At 43.9% G+C, this 19,797-nt stretch carries 18 protein-coding genes, 1 riboswitch and 1 other annotated feature; all 18 genes read right to left on the bottom strand.

Annotated elements, in window-relative coordinates; all coding sequences use genetic code 11:
• Positions 1-22 precede the first annotated feature (22 nt).
• A complete protein-coding gene (locus tag ACN6NB_RS07360) occupies positions 23-1,087 on the bottom strand; it encodes an inorganic phosphate transporter (RefSeq protein WP_047202130.1) in 1,065 nt (354 codons plus the stop codon).
• A gap of 13 nt (positions 1,088-1,100) precedes the next feature.
• Positions 1,101-1,802, bottom strand: coding sequence for a phosphoadenylyl-sulfate reductase (locus ACN6NB_RS07355; protein WP_047202129.1), 702 nt, complete (start codon positions 1,800-1,802; stop codon positions 1,101-1,103).
• Between the two features lie 45 nt (positions 1,803-1,847).
• Positions 1,848-1,952, bottom strand: a complete 105-nt coding sequence (locus ACN6NB_RS07350) for a DUF2292 domain-containing protein (protein ID WP_369810469.1) — start codon at positions 1,950-1,952, stop codon at positions 1,848-1,850.
• Positions 1,953-2,068: 116 nt separating this feature from the next.
• Positions 2,069-2,171: riboswitch (SAM riboswitch) on the bottom strand.
• Between the two features lie 162 nt (positions 2,172-2,333).
• On the bottom strand, positions 2,334-2,972 hold the full coding sequence (gene pyrE / locus ACN6NB_RS07345; protein WP_474253287.1) for an orotate phosphoribosyltransferase: 639 nt from the start codon (positions 2,970-2,972) through the stop codon (positions 2,334-2,336).
• Positions 2,973-2,979: 7 nt separating this feature from the next.
• Positions 2,980-3,684, bottom strand: a complete 705-nt coding sequence (gene pyrF / locus ACN6NB_RS07340; protein ID WP_474253286.1) for an orotidine-5'-phosphate decarboxylase — start codon at positions 3,682-3,684, stop codon at positions 2,980-2,982.
• Positions 3,656-4,588, bottom strand: a complete 933-nt coding sequence (locus ACN6NB_RS07335; protein WP_047202127.1) for a dihydroorotate dehydrogenase — start codon at positions 4,586-4,588, stop codon at positions 3,656-3,658. Before ACN6NB_RS07335 ends, pyrF begins: the two co-directional genes overlap by 29 nt.
• Positions 4,582-5,358: a dihydroorotate dehydrogenase electron transfer subunit gene (locus ACN6NB_RS07330; protein ID WP_474253285.1), complete on the bottom strand. Its 777-nt coding sequence runs from the start codon at positions 5,356-5,358 to the stop codon at positions 4,582-4,584. The genes ACN6NB_RS07335 and ACN6NB_RS07330 overlap by 7 nt, the downstream gene beginning before the upstream one ends.
• Positions 5,355-8,570: a carbamoyl-phosphate synthase (glutamine-hydrolyzing) large subunit gene (gene carB, locus ACN6NB_RS07325; RefSeq protein WP_474253284.1), complete on the bottom strand. Its 3,216-nt coding sequence runs from the start codon at positions 8,568-8,570 to the stop codon at positions 5,355-5,357. The genes ACN6NB_RS07330 and carB overlap by 4 nt, the downstream gene beginning before the upstream one ends.
• A complete protein-coding gene (locus ACN6NB_RS07320; RefSeq protein WP_058837736.1) occupies positions 8,555-9,649 on the bottom strand; it encodes a carbamoyl phosphate synthase small subunit in 1,095 nt (364 codons plus the stop codon). Before ACN6NB_RS07320 ends, carB begins: the two co-directional genes overlap by 16 nt.
• The gene (locus tag ACN6NB_RS07315; protein WP_039178394.1) at positions 9,646-10,932 is read right to left on the bottom strand and encodes a dihydroorotase; all 1,287 of its coding nucleotides are present in this window, start codon (positions 10,930-10,932) and stop codon (positions 9,646-9,648) included. The genes ACN6NB_RS07320 and ACN6NB_RS07315 overlap by 4 nt, the downstream gene beginning before the upstream one ends.
• Positions 10,916-11,839, bottom strand: a complete 924-nt coding sequence (locus ACN6NB_RS07310; protein WP_039178391.1) for an aspartate carbamoyltransferase catalytic subunit — start codon at positions 11,837-11,839, stop codon at positions 10,916-10,918. Before ACN6NB_RS07310 ends, ACN6NB_RS07315 begins: the two co-directional genes overlap by 17 nt.
• Positions 11,840-11,969: 130 nt before the next feature.
• Positions 11,970-13,298, bottom strand: a complete 1,329-nt coding sequence (locus ACN6NB_RS07305) for a solute carrier family 23 protein (RefSeq protein WP_039178389.1) — start codon at positions 13,296-13,298, stop codon at positions 11,970-11,972.
• 155 nt (positions 13,299-13,453) lie between these two features.
• Positions 13,454-13,996, bottom strand: a complete 543-nt coding sequence (gene pyrR, locus ACN6NB_RS07300) for a bifunctional pyr operon transcriptional regulator/uracil phosphoribosyltransferase PyrR (RefSeq protein ID WP_024424234.1) — start codon at positions 13,994-13,996, stop codon at positions 13,454-13,456.
• A gap of 170 nt (positions 13,997-14,166) precedes the next feature.
• Positions 14,167-15,081, bottom strand: a complete 915-nt coding sequence (locus ACN6NB_RS07295) for an RluA family pseudouridine synthase (RefSeq protein ID WP_039178386.1) — start codon at positions 15,079-15,081, stop codon at positions 14,167-14,169.
• Positions 15,078-15,545, bottom strand: a complete 468-nt coding sequence (gene lspA, locus ACN6NB_RS07290) for a signal peptidase II (RefSeq protein ID WP_024424236.1) — start codon at positions 15,543-15,545, stop codon at positions 15,078-15,080. The genes ACN6NB_RS07295 and lspA overlap by 4 nt, the downstream gene beginning before the upstream one ends.
• Positions 15,546-15,639: 94 nt before the next feature.
• The gene (locus ACN6NB_RS07285; protein ID WP_039178384.1) at positions 15,640-16,014 is read right to left on the bottom strand and encodes a TraR/DksA family transcriptional regulator; all 375 of its coding nucleotides are present in this window, start codon (positions 16,012-16,014) and stop codon (positions 15,640-15,642) included.
• Between the two features lie 160 nt (positions 16,015-16,174).
• A complete protein-coding gene (gene ileS / locus ACN6NB_RS07280; RefSeq protein WP_058837738.1) occupies positions 16,175-18,940 on the bottom strand; it encodes an isoleucine--tRNA ligase in 2,766 nt (921 codons plus the stop codon).
• Between the two features lie 59 nt (positions 18,941-18,999).
• Positions 19,000-19,237, bottom strand: a binding site (T-box leader).
• A 59-nt stretch (positions 19,238-19,296) separates the two neighbouring features.
• The gene (locus tag ACN6NB_RS07275) at positions 19,297-19,791 is read right to left on the bottom strand and encodes a DivIVA domain-containing protein (protein ID WP_008344947.1); all 495 of its coding nucleotides are present in this window, start codon (positions 19,789-19,791) and stop codon (positions 19,297-19,299) included.
• Positions 19,792-19,797 lie beyond the last annotated feature (6 nt).

The following is a 19,797-nucleotide window of genomic DNA, read 5'->3' as shown; positions in this document are numbered from 1 at the left end:
ATGTTAATAGTCGGATTTGTGATTAAATCCCGCCGCCCTGTTCATGAATAGAGCTGCTCTCATTTTTGACTGCCTTCATCAGACTCAGCGCACCAAGTGAGGCAAGCAGTACACTCATCATGATAAAGATAGAGTAATAGTCTCCTTTTAAGAAAAGGCTCACCAGCAAATACGATAGGCTGAGTGATAAGAAGGGTGACACCACCCACACTTTCAGCATTTTTTTCACAACATGTTTGTGAAAAATGTTTGGCCCGCCTTTTGCCATTCCAAGCCCGATAATAGACGAGGAGGTGATTTGTGTAAGCGGAACAGGCAGCCCAAAAATAGAGCTGACGATGACAAGCCCGGCACCGGTACTCGAAAGTAAAATCCCTTCGCCCGTTTGATAGCGGGTGATTTTCTTTCCGTTTGTTTCTAGTACCCTTCTCCCAAGCAAAAGCGCACCAAGTGCAACAAAGATCCCGCCGTAAAGAGTTCCTTGCCCGACTGACAAAACGCCTGACGCGACAAGCGGACCGACCGCATTTGCGACATTGTTCATACCAGCTGAAAACGCCTCTAGAAATCCGCTGAGGATTAACACGACAGATAAAATAGCTGTGCCTTTTTTAGACAGCTTCCGTTTAGGGAACATTCTGATGATTTTGACGACAGCAAAGGTAAAAAGAAAGGCGAAAATCGGGATGATCACCCAAAATGCCACAATCACTAAAATGGATTTCACAAACAATACTTTATACGCGACGGCCACACCAACCACAGCCCCTACTGTGACCTCACTTGTTGATAAAGGGATCGCCATCAGATTCGCTATGAAAAGTGATAGTGCAGCAGAACCAATGATAATACAAACGATTTCAAGTGTAATGACTGATTCTGGCATAATACCAGAGCTGATCGTTTTGACGACCTCACCGCCGCCAATCACTGAACCTGCTAAAATCCCAACTGCACAAACGCTGAGCGCATAAATGGGCTTTTGAATCGCGCCTGACCCGTACGCAATGCCCATAGAAGCAGCTGCTCCGCTTGCGCCTATGTTTAAAGCAAAGAATAGACTAAATAAAATTGCGGCGATTTCCATACATTATGCTCCCTTACTCATGTAATCCGCACTCTGTCTTTGCTGTGCCTGACCATCTGCCAGAACGCAGATCATCTGCAGTAAATGCTGGCTGTGTACACGGTGCACAGCCGATACTTGGATATCCCTGGTCATGCAGCGGATTATAAGTAAGTTCTTCTCTAGATGCATATCTCCATATGTCCTTCCACGTCCAATGGATAAGCGGACATACTTTCACTGATTTGAATTTTTCATCCTTATTTAAGAAATTCGTCCCTGCTCGTTTTGGTGACTGCTCTCTTCTTAAACCGGAAAGCCAAGCTGGATAACCAGATAGGGCTTCTTGCAAAGGAATGACCTTACGCATATGGCAGCAGCTTTGAGGATTTGTTTTCCATAATTGTTCACCGTGCTGCTCATTTTGCTGTTCAACCGTCAGCTCAGGCGTTTTCAATTCAATGTCTAAACCCGGGTATCTTTCCTTTACTGCATCAATTGTGTCGTATGTTTCTTTAAAATGCAGACCTGTATCTAAAAAGACAATTTTCGCATCTTTTTTTACTTTTGCAATCAGATCAATCAGAACGATGCCCTCAATCCCAAAGCTGCACGCATATACGAGCTGGTCACCATAATGACCGTACGCCCATTTCAGTACAGACAGGGCTCCTTTATACAAATCATCTTCTTGAAATGTAATGGACGGCTCTTGCCAATTTTCATAAGTTAACATGATTTCTCCCCTTCCGGAGTACAGCTCATATTGCTTTTTTCCGCACTACTTCAATCTAATTTTTTCGTTCTTTTCCACTTGAATCACTTGACCGTCCTGAACAATTAACGTAATTGAACCGAATTTCATATCCCCAATCAGTTCTTGCATATGCTTTACTAAGTCCTCATCCTGATTTTGTTTCACTTCCATCTCCTCTTCCTCCTCACCGTTAAAATAAAAAAACTTTCTTTCAGTCCGAAAGAAAGATGAGGAAGCTCACGATTTCCTTATCTTTCAAAATAGAATCATTTTGCAGGAAGTAGCACCTTGCGAATCGCAGGTTGCCGGGTTTCATCGGGCCAGTCCCTCCACCTCTCTGGATAAGAGTTTCAATTTGTCTTAAATATTAACACAATTCAAACAAAAGTCAACCCGACTTTATTGATAGGATTAGTTTTTATTAAAATTTGAGTCTATTTTACTATTTTTACCTAAACAAAAAAACTGTGCGGGCAGGCACAGTTTTTGTTAACGATGGGCTTTCACTTTTCAGACCGTTTCTTCCATCCAAGATTCAGAGGAAGGATCTTGTCTCCAGCGTTTTAGTTTGTTCATCGCAGCAGGCTCAATCGCTTTCAATTCAAGTGCCACGTCTGTCAATGTGTCATAGTCTGTTAAGGTGACATATGGAATATTTTTTTCTTGAAATGCTGCCGCTGCTTTTGGCAGTCCGTATGTGAAGATCGCGGCAACTCCTAGTACCTCGCAGCCCTCATCTTGAAGAGCAGCGACCACTTCAAGTACACTGCCTCCTGTGGAAATAAGGTCTTCTACAACGACAACCTTTTGGCCTTTTGATACGGCCCCTTCAATTTGATTTCCTTTTCCATGTGCTTTCGGCTTACTTCTGACATAACACATCGGGATGTTCAAGCGGTCTGCTGCTAATGCCGCATGAGGAATGCCTGCTGTTGCAGTACCCGCGACAACCTCTGCTCCCTTGAAATGAGTGAGAATCAAATCTTTTAGACCTTCAGCAATGTCGTGTCTCACTTGTGGATATGACAATGTCAGGCGGTTATCACAATAGATCGGTGATTTTATACCGCTCGCCCATGTAAACGGTTCGTCTGGTTTTAATGAGACCGCTTTGATTTGTAATAGATGTTTCGCGATTTTTGATTTCATCTGGCAGTCACTCCCACTCTTTCAAAATTTGATGATAGGCTTCTATTGGTTTATCAACTTTTGTGATTGATCTTCCGACAACGATTTGTGAAACACCTTGCTCTTTTGCATAGGCCGGTGTCGCCACGCGCTGTTGGTCATCGGTTTGATCATTCGGTAAGCGAATTCCTGGCGTTACAGTGAGAAAGGATGGTGAAATATGTTCATGAAGTGCTTTAGATTCATGAACAGAGCAAACAACCCCGTCTAGCCCACTTTCATATGCTAATTGTCCGTACCGGATAACAGTCTCTTGCAGCGGACGGTCAATGAGTAATTCATTTCTCATCATGTCTTCTGACGTACTAGTCAGCTGGGTCACTGCAATGATGCCCGGGCGGTTTTGTCCGGCAGGGGTTCCGCTTTCAAGTCCCTCTAACGCAGCCTGCATCATTCGTTTCCCGCCAGCAGCATGCACATTGACCAAATCAACACCAAGTGCAGCAAGCCGGTTCATCGCTTTTTGCACGGTTGTTGGAATATCATGTAATTTTAGATCAAGAAAAATGCGGCAATTTTTTTCTTTCAGCGCATCAAGAATGGCAGGTCCTTCTTGGTAAAACAGCTCCATGCCGACCTTCACAAATAATGGTGTCCCTTCAAAAGGGTCTAAAAAGGCAAGCGCGTCCTTCCCTGATGGAAAATCAAGCGCGATGATGGGCAAGTGCTTCATGTTTCCAGCTCCTTCCGATGCATTCCTCTACAGATGAATAACCATATGCTGCTAACACATTTGGCAGCTCTTCAATAATTTCCGGGCAAATAAATGGATTTACAAAATTGGCTGTGCCGACAGCTACTGCACTTGCACCTGCTAGTAAAAATTCAAGTACATCTTCAGCACTTTGCACTCCGCCCATCCCGATAATCGGAATAGAAACCGCTTGACTCACCTCGTGTACCATGCGCACAGCGACCGGTTTGACAGCTGGTCCTGATAATCCACCTGTTTTATTGGCAAGGATGGGTTTCCCTGTTTTTAAATCTAAACGCATACCGATTAATGTGTTAATCATGGTGAGTCCATCCGCTCCAGCAGCTTCAATCGCTTGAGCAATCTCCACAATATTTGCTACGTTAGGTGACAGCTTGACATAGACAGGTACAGACGAGACTTCCTTGACCGCTTTTGTCAATGACGCCGCCATATTTGGATCTGTACCGAAGGCAATCCCGCCTGTTTTCACATTTGGGCAAGAAATATTCAGTTCAAGGGCATGAACATTTTTTGCTTGGCTGATTTGCTTGGCTACTTCCACATAATCATCAACCTGTGAGCCAGCAACATTCGCAATAATAGGTGTATCAAATTGTTCAAGCCAAGGCAGCTCATTTTCAAGCACGCCTTTTAGACCCGGATTTTGAAGGCCGATTGCATTAAGCATACCAGCTCCTGTCTCGGCTACCCTTGGCGTGGGATTGCCAAATCTCGGTTCAAGGGTTGTGGCTTTGATCATGATACCGCCTAGCAATGATAGGTCATATAAGGATGCAAATTCTCTCCCGAACCCGAAGCAGCCTGATGCAGGGATGATTGGATTTTTTAAAGATAATCCCGGTAACTCAACGTTTAGCATGACAACGCCACCTCCTCTGCTTTAAAAACAGGTCCATCAAGACAGACTTTGACGTAAGGTTTGTCGAGCTGATCGGTATGACAGACACATGCAAAGCACGCACCAATTCCGCAGCCCATTCGTTCTTCCATCGAAATGTAGACGGGCTTATCAGGATACGTGTCTTTCAGCGCTTTTAGCATAGGTGTTGGACCGCATGAAAGCAGCACATCAAAGCTCAGGTTTTGCTCTTTTATCACATCTGTTACAAAGCCTTTAGCACCGTATGTGCCATCAACCGTTGCAATAAACGTATCGCCGAGTGCTTGAAATTTCTCCTCGTAAAATACATCCTTTTTCGATTGAAAGCCGAGGACATGCTTCACGATGACGCCTTTTTTCGTTAAACGCTTGGACAGTTCATATAGAGGCGGTACGCCAATTCCGCCGCCGACTAGTAATGCCGTCTCTCCGGGCTGGACGACTGAAGGATCATACCCGTTTCCAAGCGGCCCTAATACATCGACTGATTCTCCCTCCCGCTTTTGGGAGAGGAGCTTTGTGCCCTCTCCCTCTGCGCGGTAAATGATGGTTGCTTCTTGTTGCTCGGCATGAATGTTGGCAATACTGATCGGTCTTCTCAGCAGTGGTGTCATGGATTCACTGACCTTTAGATGAAGAAATTGTCCAGCCGTTTGAAAGGAGTCCACAAGGTCACCTTTTAATGTCATTTCGTAAATATGATCAGCGATCTCTCGGTTCGAGACGACCGTCAAGTATGCTTTTTTCATATCGTTACTGTCACCTCAGCATTCGTTTTCACTTCTGGCATTTCATCCGCTCTAAATGTCATGCTCTCAAGCACTCTTAAAATGGCTTCTGCAGTATCTAGGGACGTTAAGCAAGCCACTCCGTTTTCAACAGATTCACGTCTAATTCTAAAGCCGTCTCTTGCCGGCTGTTTTCCTTTTGTTAAGGTGTTGATGACAAATTGCGCTTCCCCGTTTCGAATGACATCGAGAAGATTTTTGCCTTCTTCTCCGATTTTGCCGACCACACTTGATGGAATGGAGGCTTGTTTTAAATAATTCGCCGTTCCTTCTGTCGCTAAAATATGATAGCCGATTGAATGGAATCTTCTTGCGATCTCAAGTCCTTCTTCTTTATCCTTATCAGCCACTGTCAGAAGTACTGTTCCGTCATTAGGAATTTGAATACCTGAGGCAATCAATCCTTTATATAGGGCTTTTTCGATCGTGACATCTTTCCCCATGACTTCACCTGTTGATTTCATTTCAGGTCCGAGTGTAATATCGACTCTTCTTAATTTAGCAAAAGAGAAGACTGGGACTTTAACGTACACTCCTTCTTGCTCTATGTGAAGCCCTTCTTCGTAGCCATAATTTTTGAGCTTGTCTCCTAAGATGACTTTTGTCGCAAGGTTGGCCATCGGAATGCCTGTGATTTTACTTAAGAAAGGAACCGTCCGGCTTGATCGCGGGTTCACTTCAAGTACATACACTTCACCTTTTGATAGGACAAATTGGATGTTCAAAAGCCCAATAATGTTAAGTCCTTTTGCAAGCTTGATCGTGTATTCTGCAATCTTCGCTTTGATGTCCTCAGACAATGTTTGCGGCGGATAGACCGCAATCGAGTCACCAGAGTGAACTCCGGCTCTTTCAATGTGTTCCATAATACCTGGGATCACGACAGTTTCGCCATCAGACACGGCATCTACTTCAATTTCTTTTCCTGTCAAATACTTGTCAATTAACACTGGATGCTGCGGATTGACCTTCACCGCATTCTCCATGTAGTGAAGAAGCTCGGCTTCTTGATACACAATTTCCATCGCGCGGCCGCCTAATACATAGGAAGGACGGACAAGGACTGGGTAGCCAATTTGATTGGCAATCTCTACTGCTTCAGGCACAGACGTTGCTGTTTTCCCTTTAGGCTGGGGCACGCCAAGTGTTTCTAACGTTTGTTCAAACTTGTCCCGGTTTTCTGCGCGGTCTAGGTCTTCTAGAGAAGTTCCAAGAATTTTAACCCCTCTATTTGATAATTCATCTGCTAAGTTGATCGCTGTTTGCCCGCCGAACTGAACGACAACTCCTTCAGGCTGTTCAAGGTCGATGATATGCATCACGTCTTCTACAGTGAGTGGTTCAAAGTAGAGCTTATCTGAAATACTAAAGTCTGTTGAGACCGTTTCAGGGTTGTTGTTAATAATGATCGCTTCATAGCCTGCTTGTTTAATTGCCCACACAGAGTGAACGGTCGCATAATCAAATTCAACCCCTTGTCCAATTCGGATAGGACCTGAACCTAATACGATAACGCTTTTCTTGTCTGTACGTTCTGATTCATTTTCATCTTCATACGTGCTGTAGAAATAAGGTGTCTCTGATTCAAATTCTGCCGCACATGTATCTACCATTTTGTATACAGGTACAATGCCTGCTTCTTGTCTGAGCTTGTAGACATCCGCTTCGTTCATATTCCACTCGCGGCTAATGTAGATATCTGAGAAGCCTTTTTCTTTCGCTTCTTTTAATACGTCTGTATTGCCTTTGTTTTCTTTTAATGTCTTCTCAAAGGCGATGATGCCTTCCAGTTTATGAAGGAAGAAGTAATCAATTTTTGAGAATTCGTGTATTTGTTCGACTGTATAGCCTCTTCTAAGCGCCTCAGCGATATAAAATAATCGTTCGTCTCCCGCCTTGATAATCCGTTTTTCAAGCACTTCATTTGTGATGTCTGCTTCATCTTTTAATTCAATGTGATGCACATCGGCTTCAAGTGAGCGTACAGCCTTTAGAAGAGACTCTTCTAATGTGCGGCCGATCGCCATGACTTCACCAGTTGCCTTCATTTGCGTACCAAGACGTCTGTTGGCAGATTCAAATTTATCGAACGGCCAGCGCGGTATTTTTGAAACGATATAGTCAAGTGCAGGCTCGAAGGCTGCATAGGTTTTACCTGTGACTGGGTTCATCATTTCATCAAGCGTTAAGCCGACTGCAATTTTCGCTGCCAATTTGGCAATTGGATAGCCTGTCGCTTTTGACGCAAGCGCAGAGGAACGGCTCACACGCGGGTTTACTTCGATGATATAGTATTGAAAGCTGTTTGGATCAAGTGCCAGCTGAACGTTACAGCCGCCTTCAATGCCAAGTGCGCGGATCAGCTTAAGCGACACATTGCGAAGCAGCTGATATTCACGATCACTTAACGTTTGGCTTGGTGCTACAACAATACTGTCACCTGTATGGATACCGACAGGGTCAAAGTTTTCCATGTTACAAACAACGATTGCATGGTCACCGCTGTCTCGCATGACTTCATATTCAATTTCTTTAAAGCCTGCAATGCTTTTTTCAAGTAAGCATTGTGTAACTGGGCTTAGCTTCAGGCCGTTTTCAACGATTTCCTTCAGTTCTTGCTCGTTTGTACAAATTCCGCCGCCCGTTCCACCTAATGTATAGGCTGGTCTGACGATAACAGGGAAACCGATTTGATCCGTAAACGCCATTGCTTCTTCCAGGTTATGAATGATTTCACTTTCTGGTACAGGCTCATTTAGTTCATTCATCAAATTACGGAATAAATCTCTATCCTCTGCTTTTTGGATGGCTGACAGCTTTGTACCAAGTACTTCAACGCCGCATTCAGCTAATACACCAAGGTCTGACAATTCAACAGCAAGGTTTAATCCAGTTTGCCCGCCAAGTGTTGGCAAGATCGCATCAGGGCGTTCTTTTCGAATGATTCGTGTTAAAAATTCTGGTGTCAGTGGTTCGATGTATACCTTGTCGGCCATTTCTGTATCTGTCATGATGGTCGCAGGGTTAGAGTTCACAAGAACGACTTCATAGCCCTCTTCTTTTAGTGCTAAGCAAGCCTGTGTGCCTGCATAGTCAAACTCCGCTGCCTGACCGATGATGATAGGACCTGATCCGATTACTAAAATCTTTTTGATGTCTACGCGTTTTGGCATACTTCTTCCCCTTCTTTCTCAGTCGTATGAATCATTTCCATGAACTGGTCAAATAAGTAGTTTGCATCTTCTGGACCCGGTGATGCTTCTGGGTGGTACTGAACAGTGAATGCTGGTGCTTCTTTATGTTTTAATCCTTCAATCGTATTGTCGTTTAAGGCAATATGTGTGACTTCGAGCACGTCTTCGTTAATCTTGCTAACCGTGTAGCCATGGTTTTGAGACGTGAGTGTCACCTTGCCAGTTGCTAGTTCTTTTACTGGATGGTTCGACCCTCTGTGACCAAATTTCATTTTTTCTGTGCTTGCACCGCACGCTAGAGCAAATAACTGATGTCCGAGGCAAATGCCAAAGAGCGGCACCTTTCCAATCAATTGCTGAATCATCTCAACGGCTTCTGGTACATCCACAGGATCTCCAGGTCCGTTTGAAAGCATGATGCCATCAGGCTTTAGCTGCAGCACTTCATCTGCAGTGATGTTGTATGGCACCACAATAACGTCGCAATCACGTTTATTGAGCTCGCGCAAAATGCCGTGCTTCATGCCGAAATCGACAAGAACAATTCTTTTCCCTCTGCCTGGGCTTGGGTACGCATTTTTCACAGATACTTGACTCACCTGATCAGTTGGCAGCTGCAATGTTTGAAGGCGGCGGACAACGTCTTCCACTTGTTCTTCAGGTCCTGCAAACGCCCCTCTTAAAGTCCCTGCACTTCGAATCATTCTAGTCAGCTTCCGTGTATCGATTCCGCTCAGCCCCGGAATGTTTTTCATTTTTAAATATTCATCAAGTGAGTATGAAGAGCGCCAGTTTGAGGGCTTTTCACAAAGCTCTTTCACAATCAGCCCTTTCACAAACGGTGTGATCGATTCAAAATCGTCACGGTTAATGCCGTAGTTGCCGATAAGCGGGTAAGTGAGTGTGACAATTTGTCCGCAGTATGATGGATCAGATAAAATTTCTTGATAGCCCGTCATCCCTGTATTAAAGACGACTTCTCCGACTGATGGTTCTAAGCTGCCAAAGCCTGTTCCTTCGAATACTGTTCCGTTTTCTAGCACTAAGCGTCTCTTCATTTTACTAGTCTCCCCTCTTCATAAACGACTTTCCCAGATGCAAGTGTCATGACCGGCCATCCTGATACAGTCAATTTGTCAAACGGTGTATTTTGTCCTTTTGATAAGAAGCTTGTTTTATCGATTGTCGTTTCTTTGTTTAAATCAATGAGTGTAATATCAGCTATGTGTCCTTCTTCAAGCTTTCCGTATGGAAGGGAAAAGGCTTCTGCTGGTTTGATTGTCATATAATCAACGAGTTCTTTTAATGTCCATTCGCCTGTTTTGACAAATCGTGTATACAGAAGCGGAAACGCTGTTTCAAGTCCCACAATTCCAAACGGGGCACGCTGCATGGTTTCGTTCTTTTCTTCTTCTGTATGCGGCGCATGGTCTGTGGCGATGAAATCAATCGTTCCATCTAACAGTCCCTCGATCAATGCCTCGCGATCCTCTTTTCCTCTGAGCGGCGGGTTCATTTTATAGTTTGTATCAAGACCCGGAATGTCCGTATCACACAACAGCAGGTGATGCGGTGACACCTCAGCCGTCACACGGATACCCGCTTTTTTTGCATCGCGTACGACCCGCACAGATTCTTTCGTACTGATATGACATACATGATAATGACAGTTCGCTGCTTCTGCTAAAAGAACATCTCTTGCAATATGCACCGATTCACAGATTGACGGTATTCCGTTTAACCCATTTGCTTTTGAAAATTCTCCTTCATGAACGCACCCGCCGTAAATGAGCGAGTTATCTTCACAGTGCGCCACAATCGCTTGATCAAGACTAGCTGCCTGTTTCATCGCTTCGTACATCATGCCTGCTGTTTGGATACCGACACCGTCATCTGTAAAAGCAAAGGCTCCTGCTTCTTTTAGTGCTGCAAAATCCGTCATCTCTTCCCCAATTTGTCTCGTTGTGATGGAGGCGTATGGCAGTACTCTCACAGATGAAGTCTCTTCGATTCGATTCATGAGCCATTCCATTTGCTCTTTTGTATCTGGAACCGGTCTTGTATTTGGCATCGCTGCAATCGTCGTATATCCGCCTCTTGCGGCTGCTTTAGAGCCTGTTTCAATCGTTTCCTTTTTCTCTCCGCCTGGCTCTCTTAAATGCACATGCAGATCGATCAAGCCTGGTGACACAAATAGCCCTGCTGCATCAATAACCTCTTCTCCGTCTTCTCTTTCTAGGTGACCAATCGCTTGAATCACTTTTCCTTTTACCCTAATATCCTGCTGCACTCTTTCACCTGTGCTTGTTAAGATAAAACCGTTTTTAATGAGATATGACATAGACAGAATCTCTCCCTTTTTGATGTAGTGTGCTATTTTGAAAAGCTCTTTTTAATACGGCCATTCGGATATAAACACCATTTTCCATTTGCTTGAAAATCCTTGACTGCTTGGACTCTACTAAAGAATCATCTATTTCAACACCTCTGTTTACTGGTGCTGGATGCATAATAATCGCGCGTTCTTTCATTTTGTTTGCTCTGTCTACTGTTAATCCATAAGTTGATAAGTAATCTTCACTGCCCATTTTTTCAGCGTGCCGTTCATGCTGGATTCTGAGCAGCATCACCACATCAGATAGTGCGATGGCTTCATCTACTTGGACGTACGTTCCGTGAGGGTTTTGTTCATCCTGGAAGGAAGCAGGTCCTGAAAAGAGGACTGTCGCTCCCAGCCTTGAGAGAACCTCAGCATTTGACCTTGCTACCCTGCTATGTTTGATGTCTCCATGAATCGAAATCGTTAAGCCTTCAAAGCCGCCAAACTCTTCAAAAATGGTCATGAGGTCAAGCAGTGATTGGGTTGGATGCTGTCCGCAGCCATCACCTGCATTGATGATGGGAATTCCAACCTTCCCGATCAGCTCGTTATAATATTCATCGGTGCTGTCTCTGATCACACATGCCTTTACTCCGATCGATTCCAGTGTTTTTACCGTATCGTAAAGTGTTTCGCCCTTTTGAACGGAGGTGCTTGCTGCATCTAAGCTCAGGACATTCATCCCTAATTTCTTCTCTGCTACTTCGAAGCTAAAACGTGTTCTTGTGCTTGGTTCAAAGAAGAGGTTTGCCACAAATTCTCCGGCTAATCCATGTTCTTGTTTCCCCTTTTTGAGTGCAGCTGCTTCTTCAATCAGCTGTAAAATCTCTTCTTTTGATAAGCTGCTCATTGTCGATAAATCATTCATTTTTTCTTCCCCCTCTAGTTTTTCATCACTTTCAGGTTCAAAAAAACCCTAAGCCTCGGCAGCTTAGGGTTCTCCAAAAGAAGCAGCGGCACTTTCGTGCATTCTGCTCCATTTAGAACCCTTGTCAGCCTCACTGGACTTCTTTTAAAAGGTTTTCTGTATTTGATTCATTTGACTCGTCATCTTCCGCTTTTTGATGCGGCAGGATCAGGTTTAACAGGACACCCGTAATCGCAGCAAGTGCCATTCCAGATAGAGTGAGATTGATTTGTTTCACCTCAATGAATGCCCCTCCAATTCCGATGACTAGGATGACTGATGCGATAATGAGATTACGCTTTTCTTCAAAATTCACTTTATGATCAATCAGGATTCTCAGGCCGCTTGAGGCAATGATTCCAAAGAGCAGGAACGAAACGCCTCCCATCACCGCGGACGGCACTGTACTGATTAATGCTGAAATTTTCCCTACAAAACCGAAGCAGATCGCAAACACGGCTGCTCCGCCGATGACGAAGATACTGAACACTCTTGTGATGGCAAGTACGCCAATGTTCTCTCCATAAGTTGTTGTTGGTGGTCCACCAATAAGTGAAGCGAAGATGGTCGCCGCACTGTCTCCTAAAATGGAGCGGTGAAGACCAGGTTTTTTAATAAAATCTTGTCCTACGACCTTACTTAACACCACCTGGTGGCCAATATGCTCAGACATTGTGACAAAGGCAACCGGCACCATCACTGTGAGAATGCTTAAAGTCACAGCAGGTGTATAGTCGACAAATGGCACGACGAAGTCTGGGACAGCAAACCATTTTGCGTCAATGACCGGCTGGAAGTTCACAATGCCTTGTGTTAAGGCAAAGAGATAGCCGCTGATAATGCCGATTAAAACTGGGATTAAGCTAAGGAATCCTCTTAGGAAAATCATACTGATAATCGTGACAGCCAGTGTGAAGCCAGCGACCATTAAGTGCTTGAGGCTGTAAACAAGCTCGGTTGCATTCGGATCAACATACATCGCCATGTTGACTGCTGTTCCAGCGAGTCCGAGTCCGATGACCATAATGACTGGTCCTACGACGACCGGCGGCAGAAGCTTCATCAGCCAGCCTGTTCCGAGCCATTTAATGAACAGGGCAATGAGCGCATAAGCGACACCCGCCATGAAGGCGCCAACCATTGCGGCTCCGGGGCCGCCCGTTGCTTTCACATTCAGTATGGGGGCGATGAAGGCAAAGGACGATCCAAGATACGCCGGAATTTGTCCTCTTGTGATGATTAAGTAAACAATCGTTCCCACACCGCTTGAGATGAGCGCGACGGCTGGACTCATATCAATGATTTTTGGTACAAGAATGGTTGCACCAAACATCGCAAACAAATGCTGCAGGCTAAGTGATAGCCATGTGAATGGTTTTGGGATATCTCGAATGCCTAAATTGGCTTTTTGCTGACTCATGATTTTCCTCCTAGATGTGTCCTTTTTCATTAAAAAAGCCTCTTTGCGAGTATGCGCAAAGAGGCCTAGAAAAACCAGACACGTCATGTTAGCCGTGTGCTCGGTGTCTCTGTTATTGCCCTCTTTGCAAACTCTCTGGAATGCATTTAAAAAGGTTATTTTTCGTATATAGCGACAAGGTCGTTTTGATCTACTTCATTCAGTTGAACCATAACGGTCTCTGCTTTTGATGTCGGAATGTTTTTCCCGATATAATCCGCTCGAATTGGCAGCTCCCGGTGTCCCCTGTCGACGAGCACAGCCAGCTGAATGGAAGATGGTCTTCCTACATCCACAAGGGCATCCATAGCTGCTCTGACGGTTCTGCCTGTAAACAGGACATCGTCAACGACAATGAGTGTTTTGTCATTAATGTCAGCTGGGATGTCTGCTCCCTTTACAAGCGGGTCTTGATTGTCTGTCTTCTTTGTCAGGTCATCACGGTATAGCGTAATATCAAGTTCACCCACAGTGACTGGATTTCCTTCAATTTGCTCGATGCGCTCTGCAAGGCGCTTTGCAAGATGTATGCCTCTTGTCTTGATCCCGGCAAGGATGACATCCTTCATCCCTTTGTTGCGCTCAATCATTTCATGTGCAATTCGGGTAAGCGCTCGTCTGATCGCTTGTTCATCAAGAATGACTGCTTTTTGTTCCATCTTTTACACCTCTTTTTGACAAATAAAAAGCCCCTTCTGCAAAGGGCAGAGAGGGGCGTTCATTTGTGCATACTCGTGCACAAATTGATCCGTTATCCTTCTCAGCCTCTCTGGACTGTTTTAAAGAATCTCAATTTCTTCGTTTATTATTTCAAAAAAAGAACGGCCTGTCAATCGTTATTTCTTAATGAATCGATAAAGCCCCTCATATCAGCTGGAATTGGTGCTGTGAATTCGATATATTCTCCTGTTCTAGGATGATCAAATCCTAAAACACCAGCATGCAGAAGCTGTCCATTAAAATCGACTGTTTTTCTCGGCCCATATTTCGGATCTCCTGCAAGAGGGTAGCCGATATATTTCATATGAACACGAATTTGGTGTGTTCTTCCTGTTTCCAGACGGCACTCGACAACCGTGAAGTCTTTAAAGCGTTCAATCACATCAAAGTGAGTGACGGCCTGTTTTGCATTTTCTTTTGTGACCGTCATGCTTTGGCGGTCTTTTTTGTCTCTGCCAATTGGTGCATCAATTGTGCCTGTATCATGCTGGATAATACCGTGGACAACAGCCGTATACTTTCTTGTGACAGTTTTAGCCACCAGCTGATTGACGAGTGACTCATGTGCGATATCGTTTTTTGCAACCATTAACAGCCCAGACGTATCTTTATCAATTCGGTGGACAATTCCAGGACGCATCACACCGTTAATCCCTGATAAATCGGTACAATGTGCCATCAGACCATTTACAAGTGTACCTGACACATGACCTGGGGCTGGATGAACGACCATTCCTCGAGGCTTATTTACGACTAACACATCTGCATCCTCATAATAAATATCAAGATCCATTGGTTCTGCTTCTACATCTAGCGCTTCCGGATCTGGAATCTCCACTTTGATTTGATCCCCAGCTTGTACTTTGTAATTGGCCTTTACTTGTTTCCCGTTTACTTCGATCAGCCCATCTTTTACCCATTGCTGGACTTGGGTTCTTGACCATTCTGGTTCTGTTGTGCTTAGAAATTTATCTAGCCGTTCACTCGTTTGTTCTTCTGAAACGGCAATATTTACTTGATTCATGTAGTTGACTCCTTATTTTTCTTTCCATCTAACAGCATTTGAATGAAGAGCAGAATAACCCCTACACAGAGAGAAGAATCTGCAATATTAAAGATTGGGTAGTGATAATCCCCAAATACGAAATGAGCAAAATCAACCACTTCCTGACGGAAAATACGGTCGATAAAGTTTCCGATCGCTCCGCCAAGCATTAAGGCCAGCGCTACTCCAAGCAGCTTGTCCTTTTGTCCATGTTTTTGTAAGTAATAAACAATTCCCGCAATAACAACGAGTGTGATCACATAGAAAAACCACATTTGCCCTTGGAGAATTCCCCATGCGGCTCCTGAATTTCGGTGAGACGTGATATAAAAGAATCCATCAATGACTGGAACAGAATCACCGAGCATCATATTTTTGACAATGAGCCATTTTGTTAATTGGTCTAAACAAATGATAACGAATGCGATTATGTAATAGAACACACACGTTCCTCCATCTTCATACTTTGATCTTTAAGCATTTTATCAAGAAAACAGGAAGGAGTAAAGAAACTTTAGTTGACAGACAAAAACCTCCCTACATGTGGAAGGCTTCAAAATGAGAATCATTTGATTCGGAAGGATAAGGAGTGAATGCTTTTTTCTCGTATTGCTTATGATATAAAAAGTCGTCAGCCGTGCGGGCGGTAGGAAGAATGCTCATTTGTTCAAGCGGAATCATATTACCTGTCGCCTCACATATGCCATAGGTCCCTTGTTCGATCTTTGCAATAGCGAGAGACACATCTTGCAGCTCTTCTTTGATGTGATAAAGAAGTGTGGTCGTTTTAACGTCATTCAACGAGACATGCTCAGCGGGTGAACGAAATGATGCGTATTCAAACAGTTTAGATTGCAGCTCTTCTTTGATTTGAAGGAGTTCCGTGTAAATCGTCTCTAGATCGCCATTCATGTCGCTATTTCAACTCCTGCCCTGTCGTGATAATCATATTGTTGCCCTGCCTGGTTACTTTAAAGCCATAAGATTTTTCCTTTCGTTCTAAACGCTGTCATTTTCTCAAAAAAGAAAACGCCCCGCATATGACGGGGCGCCAGCTTGTGATATCGCACTGTTAATTTTGGTAATATTTCTCCACGATTTCAGCATTTTTCAGCGACAATGTTGGGTATTTCGGATTTGCACCAACATCTTTTGAAATAATGCGGGAACGTTCGCACAGTTCTCCTTCTGCTTTTTGAACCACAATTCTTCCTGATGTATATTCAGGCGCCGATGTATCTGCATGCTGCTTATCCTCGACCGTTAATTCAGAGATGATAAAGAGCTGCTTCACATCTTCTTTAATGGATGCAAGAAGGTTTTTCACTTCGTCTGTCGCATAAAGCGTCACACTTGCTTCAAGTGAACGACCGATGACTTTCTCATTACGCGCAATCTCCAGCGCTTTTAGCACATCGTCACGTACCTCCATAAAGCGGTCAAACTTCGCTTCTGTCGCTTCAGCTTGAGGAACTGCCACACCTTCTGGCATATCTGTTAACTGAACACTTGGCTCTTCAACAAAGCTTAAGTGGCTCCATAATTCATCTGCTGTATGCGGAAGAATTGGTGCAGTCAGCTTCACTAATGCCATTAATGTTTCGTAGAAGACAGTCTGCATGCTGCGGCGGTCTGGGTGATCCGCATGCTCAATGTAGACGACATCCTTTGCAAAATCGAGATAGAAAGAGCTGAGCTCAATTGTACAGAAATTGTGAATCGCATGATAGACGACCGCAAATTCGTAATCATCATAAGCTTTTTTCACTTTATCAATCAATTTGTTTAATTTGATCAAGATGTATTGATCCACTTCGCGAAGCTCTTCTACCGGCACGGCATTTACTGCTGGATCAAAGTCAAATAGGTTTCCATGCAGGAAGCGGAAGGTGTTACGGATTTTACGATAGACTTCTGCTACTTGTTTCAAAATATCATCAGACACTGGATGATCGGCTTGATAGTTGACAGAAGATACCCAAAGTCTAAGAATTTCTGCACCGAGCTGCTTCGCAACCTTCGTTGGGTCAATCGTGTTGCCTAATGATTTACTCATCTTACGTCCTTCTTTATCAAGCGTAAAGCCGTGGCTTAGGACACCTTTATACGGTGCTTTTCCAGTGACAGCAACAGCTGTTGATAAAGAGGAGTTAAACCAGCCGCGATATTGGTCAGAGCCTTCAAGGTAAAGATCTGCCGGACGGACTAGGTCATCTCTTTCTTCTAAAACGGCTTGGTGAGAAGAACCGGAATCAAACCATACATCCATGATGTCCTGCTCTTTAGTGAATTCACCATTCGGGCTGCCTGGATGTGTAAAGCCTTCTGGCAATAGCTCATTCGCTTCTTTTTCAAACCAAATATTCGAGCCATGCTCTCTAAATAATTGAGATACATGCTGGATGGTTTCGTCTGTGATGATCGGCTCACCATTTTCTGCATAAAACACCGGAATTGGAACGCCCCATACACGCTGTCTTGAAATGCACCAGTCACCTCTGTCACGCACCATATTGAACAGGCGTGTTTCACCCCATGCTGGAACCCATTTCGTTTCTTTAATATTGTCTAATAACGCTTCTCTAAAATCTTTAATGGATGCAAACCACTGAGCTGTCGCACGATAAATCGTTGGTTTTTTCGTTCTCCAGTCATGCGGATAGGAGTGCGTGATAAAGTCGAGCTTCTTCAGCGCGCCTTTTGCTTCAAGCTGTTCTGTGATGGCTTTATTGGCATCCTCGTAGAATAGTCCTTCAAAACCAGGTGCCTCATCTGTCATCACACCTTTTTCATCTACTGGACAGAGCACATCAAGACCGTATTTCGTACCGACAATAAAGTCATCTTCCCCGTGGCCTGGTGCAGTGTGAACACAGCCTGTTCCCGCATCCGTTGTCACGTGATCACCAAGCATCACAAGAGAATCTCTACCATAGATTGGATGCTCTGCAACGATGTTGTCTAATTCTTTTCCTTTTAGCGTTTTCACGACTTCATACTCTTCAAAGCCGAGTGTTTTTGCCACTTGTTCAACCAGTTCAGATGCTACGACATATCGCTCAGCACCCACTTGAAGAACACTGTACTCTAAGTTTGGATGAACACAAATGCCAAGGTTTGCCGGAAGCGTCCAAGGTGTTGTTGTCCAGATAATGAATTGTTCGCCGTTTTCAAGAACGCCTTTGCCATCTTTTACTTTAAACGAAACGTAAATCGATGGTGAACGTTTGTCTTTATATTCAATTTCCGCTTCAGCAAGAGCTGATTCACTTGAAGGAGACCAGTTAACTGGCTTTAATCCTTTATAGATATAGCCTCTCTTCGCCATTTCACCAAAGACAAGAATTTGCTGCGCTTCATATTCAGGCTTTAATGTGACATATGGATTGTCCCAGTCTGCTCTGACGCCTAAGCGTTTAAACTGGCTGCGCTGACCTTCAATTTGCTTCCAAGCATACTCCTCGCATAGTTTGCGGAATTCTGCTGTAGACATTTCTTTGCGTTTTACTTTTTTATTTTTAGTAAGAGCTGTTTCAATTGGCAGCCCGTGTGTATCCCAGCCTGGTACGTACGGAGCATGGTACCCGTTCATTGATTTAAAACGGACGATAAAATCTTTTAGGATTTTATTGAGTGCATGCCCCATATGAATGTCACCATTCGCATATGGAGGCCCATCATGCAAAATAAACGTTGGGCGTCCTTTTGTCCGCTCTAAAACCATTTGATAGATGTCTTTCTCTGCCCACTCCTCTTGGATTTCAGGCTCTTTGTTCGGCAAGTTCCCTCTCATTGGGAATTCTGTTTTCGGCATTAATAAGGTGTCTTTGTAGTTCATACCCATTCCTCCACATGCAAATTCTGATTAAAAAACAATAAAAAAAGCCCTCTCATCCCATAAGGGACGAGAAGGCTTGTCTCGCGGTACCACCCTTTTAGACAAGCGCTATTTAAGCAGCCGCTTATCCACTCTAAAATCGTAACGTGATCAGACGCCTTTTCTTACTGTTTTTTTCAGAAAAGGAACTATAGGGGTGATCTCATTGCAGCGTCTCGTAATGTCAGGCTTCCACCATCCCTGATTCGCTTAATTACGCATGTAACAGCTGCGAGTGTCCCTTTCAAACGTTTATCTCTTGTTAATTTATGATGGTATTATATGCAACATGAGCACGTCATGTCAAGATGATGCGCTTATTCTTTTTCGTCAAAGACAGCGTCCACTTCATATTCCAGTAAATGATCCCAATCGTCATTTTTCAGAAGATCAAGCTGAGCTTCGATGAGCATTTGGAAACGAGTTCTAAAGACCTTCGATTGTTTCTTCAGTTCTTCGATTTCCATTGCAATCTTTCTTGATTTTGACAGCGCTTCGTTGATAATACGGTCTGCATTTTTCTCTGCTTCACGAATAATCAATTTTGCTTCTTTATCAGAATGACGCTTAACGTCTTCTGCTGCTTCCTGCGCCACAAGAATCGATTTGTTTAATGTTTCTTCAATTGTTGCAAAATGACCTAGTCTTTCGTCAAGCTCGTTTACTTTGTCTTCAAGCTCGTTCTTTTTACGGAGTACGATCTCGTAGTCTTTACGTACTTGGCTTAAAAACTCGTTTACTTCGTCTTCGTCATAGCCGCGAAAGCTTTTTGTGAACGTTTTATTATGAATATCATTAGGTGTTAATGGCAACCTCGC

It is taken from the genome of Bacillus sp. 11B20, from assembly GCF_056098985.1.
The sequence above is the reverse complement of the archived record's forward strand: the minus strand, read 5'-3'. Positions and strand labels throughout refer to the sequence as shown.